Annotated in this window: 19 protein-coding genes and 1 pseudogene; 16 read left to right on the top strand and 4 right to left on the bottom strand. The window is 66.1% G+C overall.

Annotated features, from left to right (window positions below):
• Positions 1 to 33: 33 nt before the first annotated feature.
• Positions 34 to 546: a DUF1993 family protein gene (locus EVC45_RS08425; RefSeq protein ID WP_129957543.1), complete on the bottom strand. Its 513-nt coding sequence runs from the start codon at positions 544 to 546 to the stop codon at positions 34 to 36.
• Positions 547 to 854: 308 nt separating this feature from the next.
• Here EVC45_RS08425 and EVC45_RS08420 point away from each other — a divergent pair.
• The 6 genes and pseudogenes from EVC45_RS08420 to EVC45_RS08400 all read left to right on the top strand — a co-directional run bounded on the left by EVC45_RS08420 (position 855) and on the right by EVC45_RS08400 (position 6,234).
• Positions 855 to 2,413: pseudogene (locus tag EVC45_RS08420) on the top strand (protease pro-enzyme activation domain-containing protein).
• A gap of 80 nt (positions 2,414 to 2,493) precedes the next feature.
• Positions 2,494 to 4,158, top strand: a complete 1,665-nt coding sequence (locus tag EVC45_RS08415) for a S10 family peptidase (RefSeq protein WP_129957542.1) — start codon at positions 2,494 to 2,496, stop codon at positions 4,156 to 4,158.
• A gap of 199 nt (positions 4,159 to 4,357) precedes the next feature.
• A complete protein-coding gene (locus tag EVC45_RS08410) occupies positions 4,358 to 5,032 on the top strand; it encodes a hypothetical protein (RefSeq protein ID WP_129957541.1) in 675 nt (224 codons plus the stop codon).
• Between the two features lie 153 nt (positions 5,033 to 5,185).
• Positions 5,186 to 5,536 carry a hypothetical protein gene (locus EVC45_RS08405; protein ID WP_129957540.1) on the top strand — a complete coding sequence of 117 codons (351 nt, stop codon included), beginning with the start codon at positions 5,186 to 5,188 and terminating at the stop codon, positions 5,534 to 5,536.
• 261 nt (positions 5,537 to 5,797) lie between these two features.
• The gene (locus tag EVC45_RS45560; RefSeq protein WP_168991431.1) at positions 5,798 to 5,962 is read left to right on the top strand and encodes a hypothetical protein; all 165 of its coding nucleotides are present in this window, start codon (positions 5,798 to 5,800) and stop codon (positions 5,960 to 5,962) included.
• Between the two features lie 5 nt (positions 5,963 to 5,967).
• Entirely contained in the window at positions 5,968 to 6,234 is a 267-nt protein-coding gene (locus tag EVC45_RS08400; RefSeq protein ID WP_129957539.1) for an RNA-binding protein, read from the top strand.
• Between the two features lie 111 nt (positions 6,235 to 6,345).
• Here the strand turns inward: EVC45_RS08400 and nadE are convergent, their stop codons facing one another.
• A complete protein-coding gene (nadE, locus tag EVC45_RS08395; protein WP_129957538.1) occupies positions 6,346 to 7,206 on the bottom strand; it encodes an ammonia-dependent NAD(+) synthetase in 861 nt (286 codons plus the stop codon).
• A gap of 449 nt (positions 7,207 to 7,655) precedes the next feature.
• On the opposite strand from nadE, the gene EVC45_RS08390 reads away from it, so the two are divergent.
• Positions 7,656 to 8,603, top strand: a complete 948-nt coding sequence (locus EVC45_RS08390; RefSeq protein WP_129957715.1) for a L,D-transpeptidase — start codon at positions 7,656 to 7,658, stop codon at positions 8,601 to 8,603.
• A 36-nt stretch (positions 8,604 to 8,639) separates the two neighbouring features.
• Here the strand turns inward: EVC45_RS08390 and EVC45_RS08385 are convergent, their stop codons facing one another.
• Both EVC45_RS08385 and EVC45_RS08380 read right to left on the bottom strand, forming a co-directional pair.
• Positions 8,640 to 9,509, bottom strand: a complete 870-nt coding sequence (locus EVC45_RS08385; RefSeq protein WP_129957537.1) for a DMT family transporter — start codon at positions 9,507 to 9,509, stop codon at positions 8,640 to 8,642.
• Between the two features lie 84 nt (positions 9,510 to 9,593).
• Positions 9,594 to 11,150, bottom strand: coding sequence for an AarF/ABC1/UbiB kinase family protein (locus EVC45_RS08380; protein ID WP_129957536.1), 1,557 nt, complete (start codon positions 11,148 to 11,150; stop codon positions 9,594 to 9,596).
• 286 nt (positions 11,151 to 11,436) lie between these two features.
• Here EVC45_RS08380 and EVC45_RS08375 point away from each other — a divergent pair, with 286 nt between their 5' ends.
• The 9 genes from EVC45_RS08375 to EVC45_RS08335 all read left to right on the top strand — a co-directional run bounded on the left by EVC45_RS08375 (position 11,437) and on the right by EVC45_RS08335 (position 21,142).
• Positions 11,437 to 12,192 (top strand): DeoR/GlpR family DNA-binding transcription regulator, encoded by a 756-nt coding sequence (locus EVC45_RS08375; protein ID WP_129957535.1) that lies wholly within the window; start codon positions 11,437 to 11,439, stop codon positions 12,190 to 12,192.
• A gap of 656 nt (positions 12,193 to 12,848) precedes the next feature.
• A complete protein-coding gene (gene phnS, locus EVC45_RS08370) occupies positions 12,849 to 13,940 on the top strand; it encodes a 2-aminoethylphosphonate ABC transporter substrate-binding protein (RefSeq protein WP_129957534.1) in 1,092 nt (363 codons plus the stop codon).
• A 127-nt stretch (positions 13,941 to 14,067) separates the two neighbouring features.
• Positions 14,068 to 15,168 carry a 2-aminoethylphosphonate ABC transport system ATP-binding subunit PhnT gene (gene phnT / locus EVC45_RS08365; protein WP_129957533.1) on the top strand — a complete coding sequence of 367 codons (1,101 nt, stop codon included), beginning with the start codon at positions 14,068 to 14,070 and terminating at the stop codon, positions 15,166 to 15,168.
• Entirely contained in the window at positions 15,146 to 16,105 is a 960-nt protein-coding gene (locus tag EVC45_RS08360) for a 2-aminoethylphosphonate ABC transporter permease subunit (RefSeq protein WP_129957532.1), read from the top strand. The genes phnT and EVC45_RS08360 overlap by 23 nt, the downstream gene beginning before the upstream one ends.
• Entirely contained in the window at positions 16,095 to 16,958 is an 864-nt protein-coding gene (gene phnV, locus EVC45_RS08355) for a 2-aminoethylphosphonate ABC transport system, membrane component PhnV (protein WP_129957531.1), read from the top strand. Before EVC45_RS08360 ends, phnV begins: the two co-directional genes overlap by 11 nt.
• 96 nt (positions 16,959 to 17,054) lie before the next feature.
• Positions 17,055 to 17,810, top strand: coding sequence for a phosphonate utilization associated transcriptional regulator (locus EVC45_RS08350; protein ID WP_129957530.1), 756 nt, complete (start codon positions 17,055 to 17,057; stop codon positions 17,808 to 17,810).
• A gap of 54 nt (positions 17,811 to 17,864) precedes the next feature.
• A complete protein-coding gene (phnA, locus tag EVC45_RS08345) occupies positions 17,865 to 19,130 on the top strand; it encodes a phosphonoacetate hydrolase (RefSeq protein WP_129957529.1) in 1,266 nt (421 codons plus the stop codon).
• Positions 19,127 to 20,578: a phosphonoacetaldehyde dehydrogenase gene (phnY, locus tag EVC45_RS08340; RefSeq protein ID WP_129957528.1), complete on the top strand. Its 1,452-nt coding sequence runs from the start codon at positions 19,127 to 19,129 to the stop codon at positions 20,576 to 20,578. Before phnA ends, phnY begins: the two co-directional genes overlap by 4 nt.
• Before the next feature lie 3 nt (positions 20,579 to 20,581).
• On the top strand, positions 20,582 to 21,142 hold the full coding sequence (locus EVC45_RS08335) for a phosphonate degradation HD-domain oxygenase (protein ID WP_129957527.1): 561 nt from the start codon (positions 20,582 to 20,584) through the stop codon (positions 21,140 to 21,142).
• The last annotated feature ends 356 nt before the right edge of the window (positions 21,143 to 21,498 follow it).

Genomic DNA, 21,498 nt, shown 5'->3' with positions numbered 1-21,498 from the left:
GCGCGGCCGCGCGATCGACGACCCGCCCGCGCGTTATTGCTGCATCCCGCCCAGATAGTCGAGCTTACCGAGTTCGACACCGTTATGACGCAAGATGTCGTACGCAGTCGTCACGTGGAAAAAGAAGTTCGGCAGCACGAACCCGAACAGATACGACGCCCCCGTGAACTCGATGGGACCCGGCCGCATTTTCAGCGTGATCGTGCGGCTTTCCGAGCCGTCGATCTGCTCCGCGTTGAACTCCTTCAGGAAATCGATCGTTTTCTGCAGACGGGCCCGCAGTTCGTCGAAAGTCTGCTCGACGTCGTCGAACTTCGGCGGCTCGACGCCGGCGAGGCGCGCCGCGCAACCCTTCGCGGTATCGCTCGCGATGTACACCTGGCGCACGAGCGGCAGCATGTCCGGCGCGAGCCGGGCATTGGTGAACACCGACGCTTCGATCTGCTTCGCGGCGGCGTGCGCCTCGGCCTTGCCGAGGATGGCTTGCAGGTTCGTGAGGCCGCGAATCAGCACAGGCAGTGATGCTTGATACATCGAAATTGACATGGGTTCCTCTGATTTCTCGATCGTGCGCGCAGGCGGCGCGCGCGGCAATGAAACGGCGGGAATGCCGCTTCAGCATCATAGCGTGTCGGATCCGGGCCGCGCATTAGCCATTCGGACGACTGCCGCGCGCGCCGGAACTGTGTTCGAATGCCCTGGTCGGACGGTTGGACGAAGTTCTTGAACAACCCCTGCCGCGGATCGCGCAACGATGCGCCCGATGCAGGAGCGTGGCGTGCTTGCCCGTTGCCGGGCCGCGCGGTCGTGCGTGATCGTGGGCGCGCCACCACGCCAACAGGAGAGTCGACACCATGGTCACCAGGCATCCCTTGCCGGGCAGCGAGCGTAAGGTCGCGCAGGGCGCGACGGTCATCGGGAATTGCGATCCCGCCGAGCGGATCGAGGTCTTCGTGATGCTGCGCCGCCAGCAGCAGGCACAGTTCGACGCATTGATGAAACGCATCGAAGCCGGCGACGCGAGCGTGAAGCCGCTGTCGCGCGAGGCGCTCGCCCAAGACTACGGCGCCGCACCCGCGGACATCGCGAAGGTCCGCGCGTTCGCGGCCGCGCATGGGCTCACCGTCGCGCGCGAAGATCCGGCGGCGCGCTCGGTGCTGCTGAGCGGCACGATCGCGCAATTTCAGAGCGCCTTCGAGGTCAAGCTCGAGCGCTACCAGCACCACACGGCGGGCCAGTTCCGTGGCCGCACCGGCACGATCAGCGTGCCGGACGATCTGCATGGCGTCGTCGAGGCGGTGCTCGGGCTCGACAACCGGCCGCAGGCGCGGCCGCATTTCCGGATCCGGCCGCCGTTCGTGCGGCGCGCGCGCAGCAGGTGTCGTTCACGCCGCCGCAGCTCGCGTCGCTCTACCAGTTTCCGCAAGGCGACGGCGGCGGTCAGTGCGTCGGCATCATCGAGCTCGGCGGCGGTTACAACACGTCGGATCTGAAGACCTATTTCGCGAGCCTCGGCGTGAGCGAGCCGAGCGTGACCCCGGTCGGCGTCGATCAGGCCGGCAACCAGCCGAGCGGCGACCCGAACGGGCCGGACGGCGAGGTCACGCTCGACATCGAGATCGTCGGTGCGATCGTGCCGGGCGCGGCCATCGCCGTGTACTTCACGCGCAACAGCGACGCCGGCTTCATCGACGCGGTGAGCCGCGCGGTGCACGACACGACCAACAAGCCGTCGGTGATCTCGATCAGCTGGGGCGCGCCGGAATCGGTCTGGACCAGCCAGTCGATGCAGGCGCTCAACAGCGTGCTGCAATCGGCGGCGGCGCTCGGCGTGACGATCTGCGCGGCCTCGGGCGACAGCGGCTCGAGCGACGGCTCGGGCGGCGGCGACGAGGTCGACTTCCCGGCGTCGAGCCCGTACGTGCTCGCCTGCGGCGGCACGCATCTGAGCGCGTCCGGTTCGTCGATCACACGCGAGGTGGTGTGGAACGACGGCCAGCAGGGCGGCGCGAGCGGCGGTGGCGTCAGCACCGCGTTTGCGGTGCCGGTGTGGCAGCAGGGTCTGTCGGCCACGGCGACGGGCGGCGGCAGCCAGCCGCTCAACGGGCGCGGTGTGCCGGACGTCGCCGGCGATGCCTCGCCGTTGACCGGCTACGACGTGCTGGTCGACGGAACGCAAACGGTGGTGGGCGGCACCAGCGCGGTCGCGCCGCTGTGGGCGGCGCTGATCGCGCGCATCAACGCGGCGAAGGGACAGCCGGTTGGATTCGTCAACGCGAAGCTGTACAAGGCGCCGGGCGTCTGCAACGACATCACGCAGGGCAACAACGGCAGCTTTGCGGCGTCGACGGGGTGGGACGCCTGCACGGGACTCGGCAGTCCCAATGGCGCGAAGGTGGCGGGCGCACTATAGTCTGCAACACAGCGCATGTCACAACAGCAAGAGGTAGGAACGAGGACGCACGGCACGTAAAACGAACCCTTGGAGCGATCATGACCAATACAGAATCAGCTTCCGGTAGTCAGCATTCGCCGCACAACACGCATGCCACGGCCTCGGCAGGCGCGTCCACCGCTACCAGCGCGCCGCACAAGGCCGGCGACCAGCCGTTCTTCGATCCGGTCGCCTATGGCAACGGCCCGGACGATTCGGTTACCGATACAGTCGAGACGGCCGCGATCACGCATCATTCGGTGACGATCGGCGGGAACAGGATCAACTACACCGCGACCGCGGGCCATCTGGTGATCGTCGATCCGAGCAGCTCGCAGCCGTCGGCGAGGATGTTCTACGTGGCGTTCACGCAGGACCAACAGAAGGAAGAAACGCGGCCGGTCACGTTCTTCTACAACGGCGGGCCGGGATCGTCGTCGGTATTCGTGCTGCTCGGCTCGTTCGCGCCGCGCCGCATCAAGACGTCGATGCCGGGTTTCACGCCGCCAGCGCCGTATTCGCTTGAAGACAATCCGGACAGCTTGCTCGACAAGAGCGACCTCGTGTTCATCAACCCGGTCGGCACCGGCTATTCGGCGGCGATCGCGCCGAAGAAGAATCGCGACTTTTGGGGCGTCGATCAGGACGCGGATTCGATCAAGCAGTTCATCAAGCGCTTTCTGACGAAGAACAACCGCTGGAATTCGCCGAAGTATCTGTTCGGCGAGTCCTACGGCACGGCACGCAGCTGCGTGCTCGCGTACCGGCTGCACGAGGACGGCGTCGACCTGAACGGCGTCACGCTGCAATCGTCGATTCTCGATTACGCGCAGGCGGGCAATCCGGTCGGCGCGCTGCCCACCGCGGCCGCGGACGCGTGGTATCACAAGAAGCTCGGCGTCGCGCCGCGGCCGACCGATCTCGGCACGTTCGCCGAGGAGGTCGCGCAGTTCGCGCGCACCGACTACCTGGCCGCGCTGCGCAAGTTTCCGACCACCGATTCCGCCACCGTCGAAAAACTCAGCGAATACACCGGCATCGACAAAACGACGCTGCTCGCGTGGAGCCTCGATATCGCGGGCTACGACAGCCGCGGCAATTCGCTGTTCCTGACCACCTTGCTGAAGTCGCAAGGCCTCGCGCTCGGCTCCTATGACGGCCGCGTGAGCGCGATCGACACCGGCATCGCCGGCAAGATCGACCCGAACTCCGGCGGCAACGATCCGACGATGACCGCGGTCACCGGCGTCTACACGACGATGTGGAACGTGTATCTGAACGAGCAGCTGAAGTACACGTCGAACTCGTCGTTCACCGACCTCAACGATCAGGCGTTCAAGTACTGGGATTTCAGCCATATCGATCCGACCGGCGCGCAGAAGGGCCTCGACTCGAAAGGCAACATCATTCTGTACACGGCCGGCGACCTTGCGGCCGTGATGGCGCTCAATCCCGATCTCAAGGTGCTGTCGGCGAACGGCTTTTTCGATTTCGTCACGCCGTTCTATCAGACCGTGCTCGATCTGCAGCAGATGCCGCTGGTCAGTCAGCAGGTGCGGCAAAACCTGTCGGCACGGTTCTATCCATCGGGGCATATGGTGTATCTCGATGGCGGTTCGCGCACCGCGCTGAAAGCCGACCTCGCGAAGATGTACGAAGAGACGGTGTCGAATGTGCAGGCGCTCGGGCGGATCCGCGCGTTGCAGGCGCGGGTGGCGAAGTAGCGGCGTTGGCGAGGCGTCGCGACTTGTCGCGACTTGTCGCGACGCCTCGCTGCGTTGGTTTGCTCTGGGTCGCGGGAGCCGCCGGGAGCCAGAGCAAACCGCGCGCTGCCTTGTCAGGCTTTTGTACTCATTCATATTGAATGTGTTTTAATTGCCTTGCGAATTGAACAACCGCGTGCCGCCGCCGGCGCGCCGAAGAATGAACGCAGGCATCGCAGTCACGCATCGGCGCGGTCTTTCCCGCGACACAACCAGCAGCAATCACACGGCCAACGCGCGGCCGCTCGGGCGCAGGCGCGTCCTTCGTCCGCGCGTGCGCATCACGCATCGTGCGCTGCTCGTCACCGTCGGCACATTGCTCGCGCTGCGCATCGGCGGCGCCGCCGCGCAACAAAGCGCCGTGCTCGACGACCGCGTCACCCAGCAGTCGATCGGCCGGACCATTTGCCGCCCCGGTTATGCGGAAACCGTCGCCCCGCCGTTCGACGAACTGATGGCGCACAAGGATCGCATGCTTGCCGCGCGCGGCATCGATGCCGATGACGGCGCCGCGTTCGCGCTCGACCGGCGCGTGCCGATCGTGCTCGGCGGATCGCCCGATGCGCCGGCCAATCTCGATCTATTGCCGTGGGCCGGCCCGCAGGGCGAGCGCCGTAAGGCACGCGCGGCGGCGATGCTCAAGCGCTGCGTTTGCGAAGGCAAGCTGAGTCTCACGCAGGCGCAAGCGGCGATCGTCGGCAACTGGTCGGCGGTGTATGCGGGCTTCGGCCAGGCGTCCTGCGACGTGAGCCGGCTCGACGCCGCGTCGGGCGATGACGACGGCGTCGACGGCGACGACAGCCGGCGCGGCGACCCACACGAGCGCCAGCGTTGAGCGCGTCGTGAGGTTGCGCATTCGCGCATGTGCGGATCACGACACGGCGCGACGATCACTGCACGCACTCATTCGCGCGGACCTGCTGTGCACGTTGCCAGTCAGTTCGACACGACACGGTTCGCCGCCCCTTACTTTTTTCGGAGAAACACGATGACCCATTCCCGTCTCGCCGCCCTTGCGCTGACGATCGGCTGCCTGAGCGGCAGCGCCGCCGCGCTTGCCGCCGCGCCCACGCATTGCGCGCGCAACGACGCGCTAGAGATTCGCGGCGACGTACCCGGGGCGCTCAGCTTCGACGTGTACCGGCAACTGCGGCCGCTGGATGCGCAGCGCATCGCGCTGTTCGAGGCCGCCGGCGAAGTGAAACGTCTGCCCGACGGCCTGCCGGTATGCCAGATCGCCGACGATGGTGTCGACGATCCTTCCGCTGTGCTGGTCCGTGTGCCGCAAGGTAAAAATGCATGGTGGGTGAGCGCGGCGAACGTGCAAGCGGCGGACTGATCGACGCAATCGGACCGCCTTGGCCCACGTCCCCCGCACGATGACTCCGCCGATACATCTCGGTGCGGGCCAGGCCGAGTCCGGCCAGGCATGCAAGGTGCCGAAGCAGCCGATGTTTTTCTAGGGTTGGCGCGACTGATTCAGGTACAGTGCATCGACGGGGACGTTTTGCCATTGCCTACGATACTGCGTCACAGTGTGTCCACTGTCGAAGCGGGCTATCCTGTCAACGGGATGAAATTCGCACAGGAGATTTGAACGATGGCCTTCTACTTGTCATTGCTCGCTATGGGGTTGGCCGGCGCGACCGGCATCGTCGCGCTTCGCGCGCTCGCAGCAGCTCAGGCGAAACAGCGTGCCGCGCTGCGGCCGGTGCGCATCGCCAGCCCTGACCGACGGACGGACCGCCAGGCGCGGCGAGGGTAGGCCGCATGAACCTGACCGTGCGCAATATCGCCGAATCGTGCAGCGAGCAGGACGTGCGGGAATTTTTGAAGCGCGAACTCGGCCATTACGCGAAACACGTCGAGGTGGTGGACGCCGGCAAGCCCAGCGCCTATGCGACGGTCGAACTCGACGCGAGCGTGCCGTATGTCGGCGACGTGATTGCGCGGCAGATTCACGGCAAGCATCTGGGTGGCCAGGCGCTCGAAGCGAGCGCCGATCTGTTCAGCGACGAACCGCCGGCCGAGCACTGAGCGCGGTAGGCGGTGCGGTAACTCCGACTTTTCTGGAAGGCGGTGGGCATGCGCGACAACGCGCGCATGCCCACCGCCTTCGTTCATTTCAGAGCGCCGCCCGCGGCCTCTTCATTGCGCATCCGGCGACGCCGGCCAGTCGAACGGCGTGTACGGCAGCGCCCGCTTGTGACGCGTCGCGTTGTAAAACTGCAGAACCACGTCACGCACGGTATCGCTGACCGGCTTACCTTCGAGGAAATCGTCGATCGCGTCGTACGGGATGCCGTACGCGTCTTCGTCGGGACGAAGCGGCCGCAGCATCTCGAGGTCGGCGGTCGGCACCTTGTGCGCCAATGCGTCGGGCGCGCCGAGCGTGTTCGCGACGGTGCGCACGCGGCGCTTGCTGAGCCCGGCGAGCGGCAGCACGTCGGCGCCGCCGTCGCCGAACTTCGTGAAAAAGCCCATCACCGATTCGGCCGCGTGGTCCGTGCCGATCACGACGCCGGAGCGCGCGCCCGCCACCGCGTATTGCGCGATCATCCGCTGGCGCGCCTTGATATTGCCATGCACGAAATCCCGCTGCGATTCGTCCTTGAACGACACGCCGCTTTTATCGAGCGACTCGAGCATCGCATCGGCGGCGGGTTTGATATCGATAGTCAGATTTTCGTCGGCGCGAATGAAACGTAATGCCTCAAGCGCATCCGCTTCATCGCGTTGTTTGCCGTAAGGCAGACGGACCGCGATGAAGCGCGCGTCGTAATGGTTCGCGCGCAAACGTTCGACCGCGAGTTGCGCGAGACGCCCGGCCGTCGTCGAATCGACGCCGCCGCTAATGCCGAGCACATACGTTCTCAGGTGGCTATGGCGCAGATAGTTCGCCAGAAAATCGACCCGGCGCTCGATTTCGCGGCTTGCGTCGAATTCGGCGGCGACGTGCATTTCGGCTGCGATGCGGGCCTGGCGGTCGGCTGAATCGGATTGAGCCATGATCGTCGTTGTCCTCGCGAGAGAAGAATCGATTGAAGTGGGTTGAAACAGCCTGAAAGCCGGTTGAAAAACGGTCTGGATATCGGGGCCTCGCGCGGTTTTCGGCGGACCTTTCGTCGAATGAAAAGGTGTTCCGATGTGCGGGCCTGATTTTCCGATGCGCGTTTTACTTGCGTATTAATCGCATTTTCGCTGATACGTCGATTGTCGAAAAATGGCCAATTATTTCTGTAGAGAGCGTGCGCTCGACGGTATTTTCATCGACACGCCTCAATTCGCTGAGTAATATCAATTGTTCCGAACGCCGTAGGGACCCGGCGTGCAATCAATAATAATCATGTTTGCTCCAAGACGCGATGACATACCCAGATCGGCCTGGCCAGCCTGGATTGAACCGCCTGAGGATTTGCGCATGGGTTTGCGCAGCCGTCGTATCGAGTACCGGCGCGCTGGCGGCGCAGGTACATGCGGCGGCGCCCGGTTCCGCACCGTTGCCTGCATCGGCCGCATCAGCGGCGCATGCGGTGAATCTGGCCAATCCGGCCAAAGCATGGAATGGCGCGAGCCGGCCACCGGCCACGATCGATGCCGCCACCGTTGCCGCGCCCGACGCGGCCGGCATCGTCGATCCGCGCCGCGCGTTCCTGCTGCGCGACGTATTCGCTCAGGACGTGACGCGCCGGCTCAGACTGCCCGCCGCCGAGCAGCGCGCGTACGCCGACCGTCTTGAAGCAGCGCTCAATCAGAACGAGCTTGGCAATGTGTCGGGCGAGTACGTGGTGCTCGTCGATCGCAATCCGAATGTGCAGGCGCTCCTGATTTACTTCCGTCCGGCGCCCGCCGACAACTGGCAGATGATCGGCGCATCGCCGGTATCCACCGGACGGCCCGGCGAATACGACCACTTCGTCACGCCGCTCGGCGTGTTCGAACATACGCCCGACAACATGGATTTCCGCGCCGAGGGTACGGAGAACGAAAATCACATTCGCGGCTACGGCCGGCGCGATATGCGCATCTTCGACCTCGGCTGGGCGCAGGGTGAACGCGGCTGGGGCAAAGGGGGCATGTCGCAAATGCGCTTCCAGATGCACGCGACCGACCCCGAGCGGCTCGAACCGCTGCTCGGTATTCGCCATTCGAAGGGCTGCGTGCGGATTCCCGCGTCGCTGGACACGTTTCTCGATCACTACGGGATTCTCGACGCGGAATATGCGCAGCTCGTCGATTCCGGCCGGTCGCTGTGGGTGCTGAAAAGCGATCGGCAGATCATGCCGTGGGCGGGGCGTTTTATCGTCGTCGTCGATTCGCAGCGCAAGAGCCGGCCGGTGTGGTCGCCGGCACCGGGCGCGGTTGCGCGCGCGAAAGTGCCCGCGCACGCGGATACGGCCGACTGACGGGCGCTGTGTCGCAATGCCGGCACGCGGCGCCTCTCATGACCTCGCCAACGATACCCCGGCCAGCGCGACCGCAAACCCGGCGATCTGCACCGGCAGCAGCGTTTCGCCGAACCCCAGATAGCCTTCGAGCGCGGCGAACGGCGGCGCGAGAAACAGCAGCGCGGTCGCGCGCGCCGCATCGCCGCGCCGGACCATCCAGACCAGCAACGTGACGCTGATGCCGGACAGCATCACGATGCCCCACGCGAGCGAGGCCCACAGCGTCGTCGACACGATCCAGCGATGCTCGCCGAGCGCCAGCGCCAGCACGCCCGCGACGATAGCCGCGCCGACGTTCTGCACGGCGCTTGCGCTGCGAATATCGGCCTTCGCGAGCGAGGTCTTCTGGAACAGCGTGCCCGCGGTGATCGCCCCCACCGCGACGATCGATATCAGCACGACCAGCCACGCGGGTGCGTTGCCGTGCGTGGGCGGGGTCGCGGCGGCGAGCTTCGGCGCGAGCACCAGCATGACGCCGGCGAGGCCGAGCGCCATGCCGCGCCAGCCGCGCCGCGACAGGCGCTCGCCGAACAGCGGCGCGGCGACGGCGGCGGTCGCGAGCGGCTGCAGCGCACCGAGCAAGGCCATCACGCCGGCGCTCAGACCCTGCGCGACGGCCCAGTAGCCGGCGCCGAGATAGACGCCTTGCAGCAGCGCGCCCGCGGCCAGGTGCTTGCCGAAGTCGCGGCCGGTCGGCCACGCCGCGCGCGCGATGAGCGCGGCCAGCGCGAAGATCAGCGCAGTGCCGCCGAAGCGGGCCAGCAGAAACAGATTGGGATCGGCGTACGGCGTGATCGCGCGGGCGACTACGAAACCGGTCGACCACAGCACGACGAAGACGGCGGCAAGAAAGGAAGCGAGCATCGAGGCGCGAGGTTTGAAAAAGCCGCCATGTTGGCGGCATGGCCGGCGCGCGTCTTGTTCAAAGCTGCAACGCGCGCGGGACCGTCACCACGCGAGCAGCGTCATCCCCGCTCCGAGCACGCCGCCGCAGACGACGCACGCCCACAACAGCCAGCGCGTGCGCCGGTATTCGCGCGCGAGATCCGCGAGCAGTTGCGCGTTCTGCTGCGGCGTGCCGGTGCGAGCGTGCTGCTGCAGATAGCGCACCGCCAGTTGCGGCACGCGCGGCAGCATATGCGCGAGATGCGGCAGCTCGTGCGACAGACGCTTGAGCCAGCCGCGATGATCGAGATCGCGTCGCGCGATATCGGCGAGCACGCCACGCGCGATGTTCCATGTGTCGACGCCCGGATGCAGCGTCCGCGCGATCATCTCGGCCTGCTGGAACGAGCGCTGCGCGGTCGCGAGCCGGGCGGACACCTGGCCGTCGAACGGTTGCACGCCGTGCAGCAGATGATGAAACAGCGAACCCGCTGAACGATCCTCGGGCGCCGCCGCGAAGTGCGCTTCGGCGCGCGTGCGCAGCTCGGCTTCGAGCATCTCGGTGCGCGTGTGGTCCGGCACGTGACCGGCCTCGCGATGCATGTCGGCGAGCCGCCCGTAGTCCTGGTCGAACATAGCGGTCGCGCCGTGCACGAAGAACTCGCGCTCGCCGCTCGACAGCGTCGCCATGATCGAGAACTCCGCGAGCACGAGGCGGCCGAGCGTGTCCGGCTCGATGCTGACGCGCACGCGGCGCGAATCGAGCGACGCGTGGAAGAAGCCGTGTTCGAATGCCTGCTCGGCGACCACCTCGACGATATGCGCGGCGAGCGGCGCCAGCTTGATGCCGTGCGCGTGCAGGCCGGGCAGGTCGTTCGCGGGCAAGGTGTTGATGCGCTGCGTCGTCAGCGTGTGGTCGGTGCACAGCTCCCAGATCACGTCCGGCACGACGATGCGCTTGTCGCCGTCGAAATGGTGGCCGGTCTGGCTCAGGTTCGCGGCTTCGGCGCGCAGGTCGAAGCGGCGCAGGATGTCGTCGGTGAAGGATTGAGCGAGCGCGCGCAATTGCAGCCGCCGCGCGACGCCCGACAGCTTTTCGAGCCAGCGCGCGACCCAGCGCAGCAGCGCGAGTTCATCGCCGATCTGTTGCAACTGCTGCGCGCGCACCAGCTTGACTGCGACTTCGTGGTGACCTTTGACCGGCACCGCGAGCCGCGCGAAATGAGTCTGCTCGGCGAAGCCGCTGCGTACCGGCACGAGGTCGACCGCGCTGAACAGCTCGCCGAGCGGCCGGCCGAACGCGCGCGTCAAGGCCAGCGCGGAGTCGTCCGGCGACAGCGGCACTTCCATGTGATCGACTGCATCCAGCGCGTCATGCAGCGTGGCAGTGGCGAGCTCGGGGCGCGCGGCGAGCGTCTGCGCGAAGCGGCCCGCGAGCGGACCGAGCGCCGGCAGCAGACCATGCAGCTGCGCGCCGCTGCGCTCCGACGCATGCACGCGGCCGATCAGCTCGATCATCCAGGGCAGTTTGTGGTCGGGCGGGGCGGCGAGCCAGATCAGGCGTGCGCCGTAACGCAGCGCATGGAACAGCAGCAGTAGACGGCGAAACAGTGACGGCATCGGCGGTTCGGTTGACGGGTCAGGCATTGTGCGCGGGACTCGGCCGGCCTGCGGCATTGCGTTTGCCGCCTGGCTGACGAGTCCAGCCGCCAAGGTTAGCAGGTCGGCGCGCTGGCTGGCGTATTCGTACGCAAGGGCGGTTCGATGCACTCCCAGCGCTGCCGTCGGCGCGCCCATGAGCGCCACCTGCATGGCAGCACCATCAACGAGTGATACGCGTACTACAATACGGCGGCCTTCCTCAACCATGGCGAAACCCACGCGTGCCGGCTTCCGGCCTCCACAGATGCTCGCAGAACAACGTCATCAATACATCCTCGCGCAAGTCGCCAAGAACGGCGCGCTGTCGGTCGCCGAGCTGGTGCGCGAACTGAACGTATCGCGCGAAACGATCCGCCGCGACCTCAACGCGCTGGCCGGCCGCGGCCTGCTCGTGACGACGCACGGCGGCGCGTTGTCGAGCGATCGGCGCGAGCCTGATCTCGATACGCGCGAAGCCGAGAACGCCGGCGCGAAGCGTGCGATCGGCGAGCGCGCGGCCGAGTTCGTGCCGGACGGCGCGTCGCTGATCATCGATTCCGGCAGCACCACTCAGGCGGTCGCGCGGGCGCTGCTCGACCGCCATCGTCTGACGGTCTATACGAACGACTGGCGCATCGCGCTGCTGCTCGGCCGGCGCAACGACAATCGCGTGACGCTGCTCGGCGGCGAGCTGTCCGATATCGAGGACGCGACCTTCGGCCTCGACACGGTCCAGCAGTTGACGCAGTACCACGCCGATTTTGCGTTCATCGGCGCGGGCGGGATTTCGCCGGACGGTTATCTGACCGACTACAGCCGCATGGCGGCCGAAGTGCGCAGCCGCATGATCGGCGCGGCCGACATGGTGGTGATCGTCGCCGATCATTCGAAGTTCGGACGCGTGACGCCGGTGCGCATCAACGGCATCGAGTCGGCGCGTTATCTGGTCACCGAACTGGCGCCCGAGCGCACGCTCGGCAAGGCGATCGTCGCGCACGGTCCGGAGATTCTGATCGCCTGAGACGGCCGGGCGGGGCGGTTCCCGCCGCGGTCGTACGCGACTCGTCTGGAGCGCCATTCCTCGCCCGCCAAAATCTAAATAAAAAAAGCCGCGAGTCTCACCGCAGGTTCCGAAGCGGGCAGGCACAATGCGCGCCGTTGTCAGCCCCGCGTCCGCCGCTATAACGGCAGGTGCTACGAGCGCCACGCGCACGGCCAGCGCGCCGTGCGAGCGCTGCTTCCGCGAGCACCGCCGCTCGCCGGGCACCTTCCGCAATTTCCCGACGCATCTTGCATACATCGTCATTTTCGCCGTGTACGATCCACACGGGATCGGCGCGCGGGGCTCCGCTTTGGGGTGGCGCGATGAATTCCGTTGGTTGGCTTGTGTTGGCAATTTGTGTCTTTTTTTGGAATTAGGCAAAATCGTCACGGCCTTGTCATCGAAACCTGTGATTCTTGCCGTGCCCGCTCAGGCGGGGCCGGCAGCGCGGGTGTCGTAGGCGGGCTGTCAGTCAGGCTGGGCGAGAAGCGGAAAAGTTGTCGGCAATCTGCAATCCATTGGAGACCGGCGCGGCAACCGCAGCGGGCAACGCCAGCGGCGCATGCCGCCGTTCAATCACTACAGGTATGGGGTTATCCCGACCGTCTGGTTTTTAGCCTTTCGGAGAGAGCGACATGAAAAAGACGAATTCCCTTCACGCCGCAGCGGGCCTCGCGCGCAAACTGCTGCCGGCGCTGGTCGCCGCGGCTGCTTTCGGCGGTGCCGCGATGCAGGCTCATGCGGCCGATGCCGTCGTGCTGTACACGGCCGACGGCCTCGAAAATCTGTACAAGGATGTGCTGCCGGCCTTCGAAAAGAAGGAAGGCGTGAAGGTCAATATCGTCACGGCGGGTAGCGGCGAAGTCGTGAACCGCGCAACCATCGAGAAGGATCAGCCGAAGGCCGACGTGATCGTCACGCTGCCGCCGTTCATCCAGCAGGCTGACCAGAGCGGTCTGCTGCAGGCGTACCAGAGCGCCAACTACAAGAACGTGCCGGCCATCGCGAAGGCGCCGAACGGCGCGTGGGCGACCTTCGTGAACAACTACTTCTCGTTCGCGATCAACCCGGAAGTCACCAAGACCCAGCCGAAGACGTTCGCGGACCTGCTGCACCCGGACTTCACCGGCAAGGTCGCCTACTCGAATCCGGCGACCGCCGGCGACGGCATGGCGGTGATCATCCTGACCTCGTCGCTGATGGGCGAAGACCAGGCATTCGACTATCTGAAGAAGCTTGAGCAGAGCGCCAAGTTCCACACCAAGGGCACGGGCTACCTCGACGTGCTGCTGTCGCGTAACGAGATCGCGGTCGCCAACGGCGATCTGCAGATGGACCTCGACGACGCAGCCAACGGCGGCCTGTCGCTGAAGCCGGTGTTCCTCGCGGCTACCCCCGGCGGCCAGCCGACCACGTTCCAGCTGCCGTACGCGATCGGACTGATCAAGAACGGTCCGAATCAGGCTGAGGGCAAGAAGCTGATCGACTATCTGATGTCGACGGAAGTGCAGTCGAAGGTGCCGGACATCTTTGGCATTCCGGGGCGCAGCGACGTGCCGCTCGCCGGCAAGAACGGCGAAGCGGTCAAGCAGGCGATCAGCGGCGTCAAGCTGATTCCGGTCGACTGGAACCACGTGATGGCGAAGAAGGCCGACTGGACCGCGCGCTGGAAGAGCGACGTGATCGGTTCGTCGGGCAAAGAGACCGAAGTGGTCAAGCCGAAGTAAGTGACCCAGGTAAGTGACCCAGGTAAGTGACCCAGGTAAGCAACGTTTGACGTTGTCGATTCAGGCGGCGCTTCGCATGTAGTGCGCGGCGCCGCATCAGCATTAATTCTGTTGGAGGACGACCCCGGTGAATACGGCCAGTCTCGCTCACCCCACCGCGCCCGGCGCACCGCTGGATGCGCTCGACGCCACGCGTTCGGACGTGCCGGGTGGCGTGCAGATCGATCACCTGACGGTGCGCTTCGGCGCGCGCACGGTGCTCGACGATCTGTCGTTGACGATCCAGCGCGGCGAGTTGCTTACCGTGCTCGGCCGCAGCGGCTGCGGCAAGACGACCTTGCTGCGCTTCATCGCGGGTTTCATCGAGGCGGACGGTCTGGCTGGCTCGCTGACGGTAGCTGGCCGCGATCTGACGCACGTGCCGCCGCACAAGCGCAATCTCGGTCTGCTGTTCCAGAGCTACGCGCTGTTTCCGCATCTGACGGTGTTCGAGAACGTCGCGTTCGGTTTGCGCGCGCGGCGCATTCCGGCGCGCGACGTCGCGCGCCGCGTCGCCGAGGCGCTGAAGCTCGTGCAGCTCGGCGATGCCGGTCACGTGATGCCCGCGCAACTGTCGGGCGGCATGCAGCAGCGCGTGGCGCTCGCCCGCGCGCTCGTGATCGAGCCCGACGTGCTGCTGCTCGACGAACCGCTGTCCGCGCTCGACGCCAATCTGCGCGCGTCGGTGCGCTCCGAACTGAAGGCGCTGCATGAGCGCCTGCCGAATCTGACGATCGTCTGCGTGACCCACGATCAGGACGACGCGCTCGTGCTGTCCGACCGCACGCTGCTGATGCGCGACGGCCATATCGCGCAGCTCGGCACGCCGCAGCAGCTGTACGACACGCCGGCCGACGGCTTCGTCGCGCGCTACCTCGGCGCGGCCAATCTGCTGCCGCCGCAGGTCGCGTTCGGCATGGACGACGCGCGCTACAACGAGCGCGATCGCGTCGCGTGTCTACGGCCGGAGGCGCTGCGCATCGTGCCGCTCGGCGAGGGGCAGTTGCACGGCGCGATCGCGTCGGTCGAGTGGTATGGCGCGGCCTTGTCGGTATCGGTCGTACTCGACGCGCTGCCGAACGACCCGGTGCTCGTCACGATGCAGCGCGGTCACGGCATGACGCCGGAGAAGGGCGCGCGTGTTTCCCTGCGTTACGAGGCTGGCGATGTCGTCCTTATCAAGCCCTGATACGTCCAATCCGCTCGGCCTTGACGCGCAAGCCGGGGCCGAGGCCGCCGCGCGCCGTCTCGCGAGCGCCGCGGCGCATGCGGCCGCGGTGAAGCGCCGCGAGCGCCTTGCGCAATGGCATCTGCTGTTCATTGCGGTCGTGGTGCTCGGACCGCTGGTCATCTATCCGCTGGTACGGCTCGTGATGCTGAGCCTGACCGGCGCGCATGGCCTGTCGGGCCACGCGTACGTGACGTTCTTCGGCAACCCCGAAACGCGCGGCGTGATCGGCACCACGCTCGGCATCCTGTTCGCGAGCGCGAGCCTCGCTTCGCTGCTCGGCGTGGCGCTCGCGTCGCTGCTGTTCTTCAAGCCGTTTCCGGGCGCGCGCATGGTCACGCGCTTTCTCGAGCTGTTCGTCGCGTTCCCGTCGTTTCTGGTCGCGTTCACGCTGATCTTTCTGTACGGCTCGCAGGGCTCGGTCAGCATCGGGCTGCAGCGGCTGTTCAATCTGCAGGCGCCGCCGCTCGATTTTCTGTTCGGCATCGGCGGCGTGATTCTTGCGGAAGTCGTGTTCTATACGCCGTTCGTCGTGCGTCCGACGCTGGCATCGTTCGCGCTGCTCGACCAGCGCTTGATCGAAGCCGCGCGCAGCCTCGGCGCGAACGGCCTGATGGTCGCGTTCAAGGTGATCCTGCCGCTCGCGTGGCCAGGCATCGCGGCGGGCACGATTCTGTGTTTTCTGCTGACGCTCAACGAGTTCGGCATTTTGCTGGTGCTCGGCAGCGCCCATCTGATCACGCTGCCGGTCGCGATCTATAGCGCCGCCACCGTCGATCTCGATCTGCCGACGGCCGCCGCCGGCGCGGTCGTGATGCTGCTAATGTCGTTGTCGCTGTACGCGTTGTACCGGCGCGTCAATAGTCGCAAAGTGAAAGGAGCCGGTCATGGCCGTTGAACTCGATCCGACCGTGCTGCCGGTCATGCACAAGAAGGGCCGGCCGGTGCGGCACAGCCTCGCGGTGCGAATGCTCGGCGGTCTCTTTCTCGGCTTTGCCGCGCTGCTGAGCTTCTGGCTGTTCGTGCTGCCGGTGCTGGTCGTCGCGCTATCGAGCGTCGCGTCGCACTGGTCCGGCACGATCCTGCCCGACGGCTTCAGCATGCGCTGGTTCGAACGCCTCAGCTCGAGCGACTTCGACGCGCTGACCACCAGCCTCGAAGTCGGCATGGGCGTCGCGGTGCTCGGCACGATCCTCGGTTTGTGGCTCGCGCTCGCGCTCGAAGGGCGCGACCGGCGCGGCCTCGGCGCGGTCGTCGACACGATCGCGATGATGCCCAACGGGGTGCCGAGCGTGGTGCTCGGCCTCGCGGTGCTGATCGCGTATCACAAGCGGCCGCTCGACCTGTCGAGCTCGGCGGCGATCGTCGTGTTCGTGCAGCTCGCACTGGTGCTGCCGTTCTGCTATCGCTGCGCCGCCGCCGCGCTGCGCCCGGAGCTGACCGTGCTGCGCGAAGCGGCCGCGAGCCTCGGAGCGCCGCCGTCGATGGTGCTGCGCCGCGTCGTGCTGCCGCAACTGGTGCCGGCGATCCGCGCGAGTCTCGCGCTCGGTTTCGCGCTGTCGCTCGGCGAACTCGGTGCGACGCTGACCGTGTATCCGCCAGGCTTCGCAACTGTGCCGATCGTCGTCGTTGGGCAGGTGGAACGGGGCTATTACCTGCCGGCGTCAGCGCTGTCGCTGATTCTGCTGATGGTCTCGCTGGTCGCGCTGTTGCTGATCGCGGCGCGCGCTCCCCGCCGCCGGATCGACTGATCCGACTGAGCCGACCGACCGGCGGGCGATTGCCTTGATCTGGAGCAGTCGCGCCAACTGGGGAGCATCGATGTCGATGTGGCAAAATTTGTCAAAATGACCGAATATATGCGCTCTGCTGCTGTCGATCCGATCGAGGTCGTGCGCCGCCATTCTCTGACGACGCTGGTGCGCGACGAGATCGAGCGGCATATCGTCGACGGCACGCTGACGCCGGGCGACAAGCTCAACGAAGCCGACTGGGCTGCGCGGCTGCAGGTGTCGCGTGGACCGGTGCGCGAGGCGTTTCGTGCGCTCGAGCAGGCGGGGCTCGTGCGTACCGAGAAGAATCGCGGCGTGTTCGTGCGGACGGTGTCGCTCGCGGAGGCGGACGAGATTTACGCGGTGCGCGCAGTGCTTGAAGAGGCGGCGTGCCGGATGCTGGCCGCGCGCATCGACGCGGGCAAGCTCGCGGAACTGCGCGGTTGGGTCGATACGATGCGCGCCGCGCTCGCGTCGCACGATCACGATGCGTATGCGCGCGCGAACGTCGCGTTTCACGATGCGCTGGTCGCGGCGGCGGGTAACACGAAGTTGTACGACACGTATCGCAGGCTCGTCAGTGAGTTGAGCCTGTTCCGGCGAGCGGCGCTGGTCGTGCAGGCCGACGCGATGAAGCGCTCGCTCGCCGAGCATCGCGCGATTCTGACCGCGCTTGCGTCGCGCGATGCCGAGCAGGCCGCGCAGTTGATGCGCGCGCATGTGCAGGGCGGGTTGCAGCGCGCGCATGCGGCATGCGCGGTGCCGGGCGAGGCGGCGCAGGAGCAGCGCCTCCCGGCGAGCGCGGGCGCGGTCGGCTCGCGCGGGCGATGACGGCGCGGCGATGAGGCCTTGGCAATGACAACCCCGGCTATGGAAAACCATGCGATGACACACCCCGAGCAACGCACGATCGAAGTCAACGGCCGCAGCTACCGGCTGCCTTCGCAACCGACGGTCGTCGTCTGTGTCGACGGCTGCGAGTTTGCGTATCTGGAAGCGGCGGTCGCGGCCGGCGTCGCGCCGTTCATCGGTTCGATGCTCGAGGGCGGCGCGGCGTTTCGCGGCGACTGCGTGATCCCATCGTTCACGAACCCGAACAACCTGTCGATCGTGACCGGCGTGCTGCCGTCCGTGCATGGCATCTGCGGCAACTACTTCTGGAACACCGACGCGAACGACGGCGCGGGCGCGGCGGTGATGATGAACGACCCCGCCTACCTGCGCGCGCCGACGCTGCTCGCGGCCGCCGCCGACGCAGGCGCCGCGGTCGCCGTCGTCACCGCGAAGGACAAGCTGCGCGGGCTGCTCGGCTGGCAGTTGAAGGGCATCTGCTTTTCGGCGGAAAAAGCCGACAAGGTGACGCGCGAGGAGAACGGCATCGAAGACGTGCTCGATCTGGTCGGCTTGCCGCTGCCGGACGTGTATAGCGCGGGGTTGTCGGAATTCGTGTTCGCGGCCGGGGTGCGGCTCGCGCAGACACGCAAGCTCGACCTCATGTATCTGTCGACGACCGACTATATTCAGCACAAGTGCGCGCCCGGCACCGAAGGCGCGAACGCGTTCTACGCGATGATGGACGGCTATCTCGCGCAGCTCGACGCGCTCGGCTGGGTGATCGGTCTCACCGCCGACCACGGTATGAACGCGAAGCACGATCCGCAAACCGGCGAGCCGAACGTGATCTATCTGCAGGACGTGCTGGATGACTGGCTCGGCGCGTCGACGGCGCGCGTGATTCTGCCGATCACCGACCCTTACGTCGTGCATCATGGCGCGCTGGGTTCGTTCGCGACCGTCTATTTGCCGCGCGAGGTCGACGCTGCGTCCGTGATCGCGCGGATCGGTCGCCTGCCGGGAATCGAAGTCGTGCTCGATCGGCATGCCGCTTGTGCGCGTTTCGGGCTGCCTGAGGATCGTATCGGCGATCTGGTCGTCATCGGCACGAAGCACGTCGTGCTCGGCACGCGGCGCAACGAGCACGACCTGTCCGGGCTCACCGTGCCGCTGCGCTCGCATGGCGGGATTTCCGAGCAGGAAGTGCCGCTGCTGTTCAACCGGCGGGTTGCGGTTTCCGCTACCGGCAGCGAAGGCAATCGGCTGCGCAACTTCGATATCTTCGACGTCGTGCTCAATCGCGTGTCGACACCATGAACACGGTGCTGCGGGACCATCCGGCGTTCCGCGCCGAAGCGCTGCGGCTCGCCGGCGAGCGCGCGATGCGCGCACGTACGCTCGACGTGCTCGATCCTTATACCGGCATGCGCGTCGGCACGGTGCCGCTCGCCAGCATCGACGATGTGCGCGCCGCGTTCGACTACGCGCTCGCCTATCAGCCGACGCTGTCGCGCTACGAGCGTTCGCAGATTCTCGAGCGCGCGGCGGGGCTGCTGCGCGAGCGCAGCGAACAGGCGTCGGATCTGATCTCGCTCGAGTCGGGTCTGTCGAAGCAGGACTCGCGCTACGAGATCGGCCGCGTCGCCGACGTGTTCCGCTTTGCGTCGTTCGAAGCGTTGCGCGACGACGCTCAGAGCTTCTCCTGCGATCTGACGCCGCATGGCAAAAAGCGTCGCGTGTTCTCGCAGCGCGAGCCGCTCGCGGGCGTGATCGTCGCGATCACGCCGTTCAATCATCCGATGAACCAGGTTGCGCACAAGGTCGCGCCGGCCGTCGCGACAAATAATCGCGTGGTGCTGAAGCCGTCGGAGAAGGTGCCGCTGTCGGCGCTGTATCTGGCCGATCTGCTGTATGAAGCGGGGCTGCCCGCGCCGATGCTGCAGGTGCTGACCGGCGATCCGCGCGAAATCGCCGACGAGCTGATCACGCACGCGTCGGTCGAACTCGTTACGTTTACGGGCGGTGTCGCGATCGGCAAATACATCGCGTCGAAGGCCGGGTATCGACGCGTCGTGCTGGAACTGGGCGGCAACGATCCGCTGATCGTGCTCGACGACGCCGACCTCGAGCGCGCGGCGACCCTCGCGGTGCAAGGCTCGTACAAGAACTCGGGCCAGCGCTGCACGGCGGTCAAGCGGATGCTCGTGCAGCAGCGCGTGGCGGCGGAGTTCACGGAGCGGGTCGTCGAGAAGACGCGCGCCTGGACGTTCGGCGATCCGTTCGATGCGTCGAACCAGATGGGCACCGTGATCGATGCCGCCGCCGCGCAACTGTTCGAGGCGCGCGTGAACGAGGCGGTCGCCGCGGGCGCGCGGCTGTGTCTCGGCAATGAGCGCAGCGGCGCGTTGTACGCGCCGACCGTACTCGACAACGTCGATCCGTCGATGACGCTCGTGCGCGAGGAAACGTTTGGGCCGGTGTCGCCGATCATCGCGTTCGATACGCTCGACGACGCGATCCGGATCAGCAACGGGACGCCGTTCGGCTTGTCGTCGGGCGTGTGTACGAACCGGCAGGACGCGATCACGCGCTTCATCAATGAGCTGCGCGTGGGCACCGTTAACGTGTGGGAAGTGCCGGGCTACCGGATCGAGTTGACGCCGTTCGGCGGCATCAAGGATTCGGGCCTCGGCTACAAGGAAGGCGTGCAGGAAGCGATGAAGAGTTTTACCAACCTGAAGACGTTTTCATTACCTTGGGAGTAACAGGTGGCATTGAGTCTCGACGATATCCGTGTGCTCTTCGAGCGACACGGCAGCCTCGCGTATAGCGGCGAACCGGTAACCCAGCTCGAGCACGCGTTGCAGAGCGGGGCGCTGGCCGAGGCGGAAGGCGCGAGCGACGAACTGGTCGCCGCGGCGTTTTTGCACGACCTCGGACATCTGCTGAATCTGCAAGGGGAGACGCCGACGGAGCGGGGCGTCGACGATTTGCACCAGTACTTCGCGTTGCCGTTTTTGCGGCCTGTGTTGTCGGATGCAGTGCTGGAGCCGATTCGTCTGCACGTCGACGCGAAGCGCTGCCTATGCGCGATCGACGCCACCTATTTCGGTCAGCTGTCCGCCGACTCGGTGCGCAGCCTGCAATTGCAGGGTGGGATCTTTAGCAGGGAAGAGGCGCAGGCGTTTATGCAAAAGCCGTATGCGGAAGACGCGATGCGTTTGCGCCGATGGGACGACCGCGCGAAAGAGAAGGATCGCTCGACGCCGGGGATCGACCATTACTTGGTCGTGGTCGAACGGGCGATGCGCGCGCATGCGACCGCGTGAGTCGAGGTGCTTCGGCTTGCGGTAGGGTGTGGGCCCGGCGCGTCAAAATATCGCTTGCAAGTCCTGATGGCGGCGACTAGAATTCCGCTCTTTCGCGCTCCGGACACCGGGGCACGGAGAAGCGGGAAGCCTTGGATGGCGAGGGTTTCAGCGGCGTGGGCAGGTTAAGCGAGTGATAAAAACCTGTTGACGATCCGACGAAAGTTCTCCATAATCTCGTTTCTCTGCTGCAGACGCAGCGACGCAAACGAAGCAGTGCCGGTGGTTGTGGTTCAGGCGCTGCGGGTTGGGCGGATCGATCTTTAAAAACTAACAGCCGATAAGTGTGGGCGCTTGATGCGGAGTGCGGCGGCGGA

It is taken from the genome of Paraburkholderia sp. UYCP14C (assembly GCF_004197395.1).
GTDB lineage: Bacteria > Pseudomonadota > Gammaproteobacteria > Burkholderiales > Burkholderiaceae > Paraburkholderia.
Note: the sequence above shows the minus strand (reverse complement) of the source record. Positions and strands in the feature narration are given on the sequence as shown.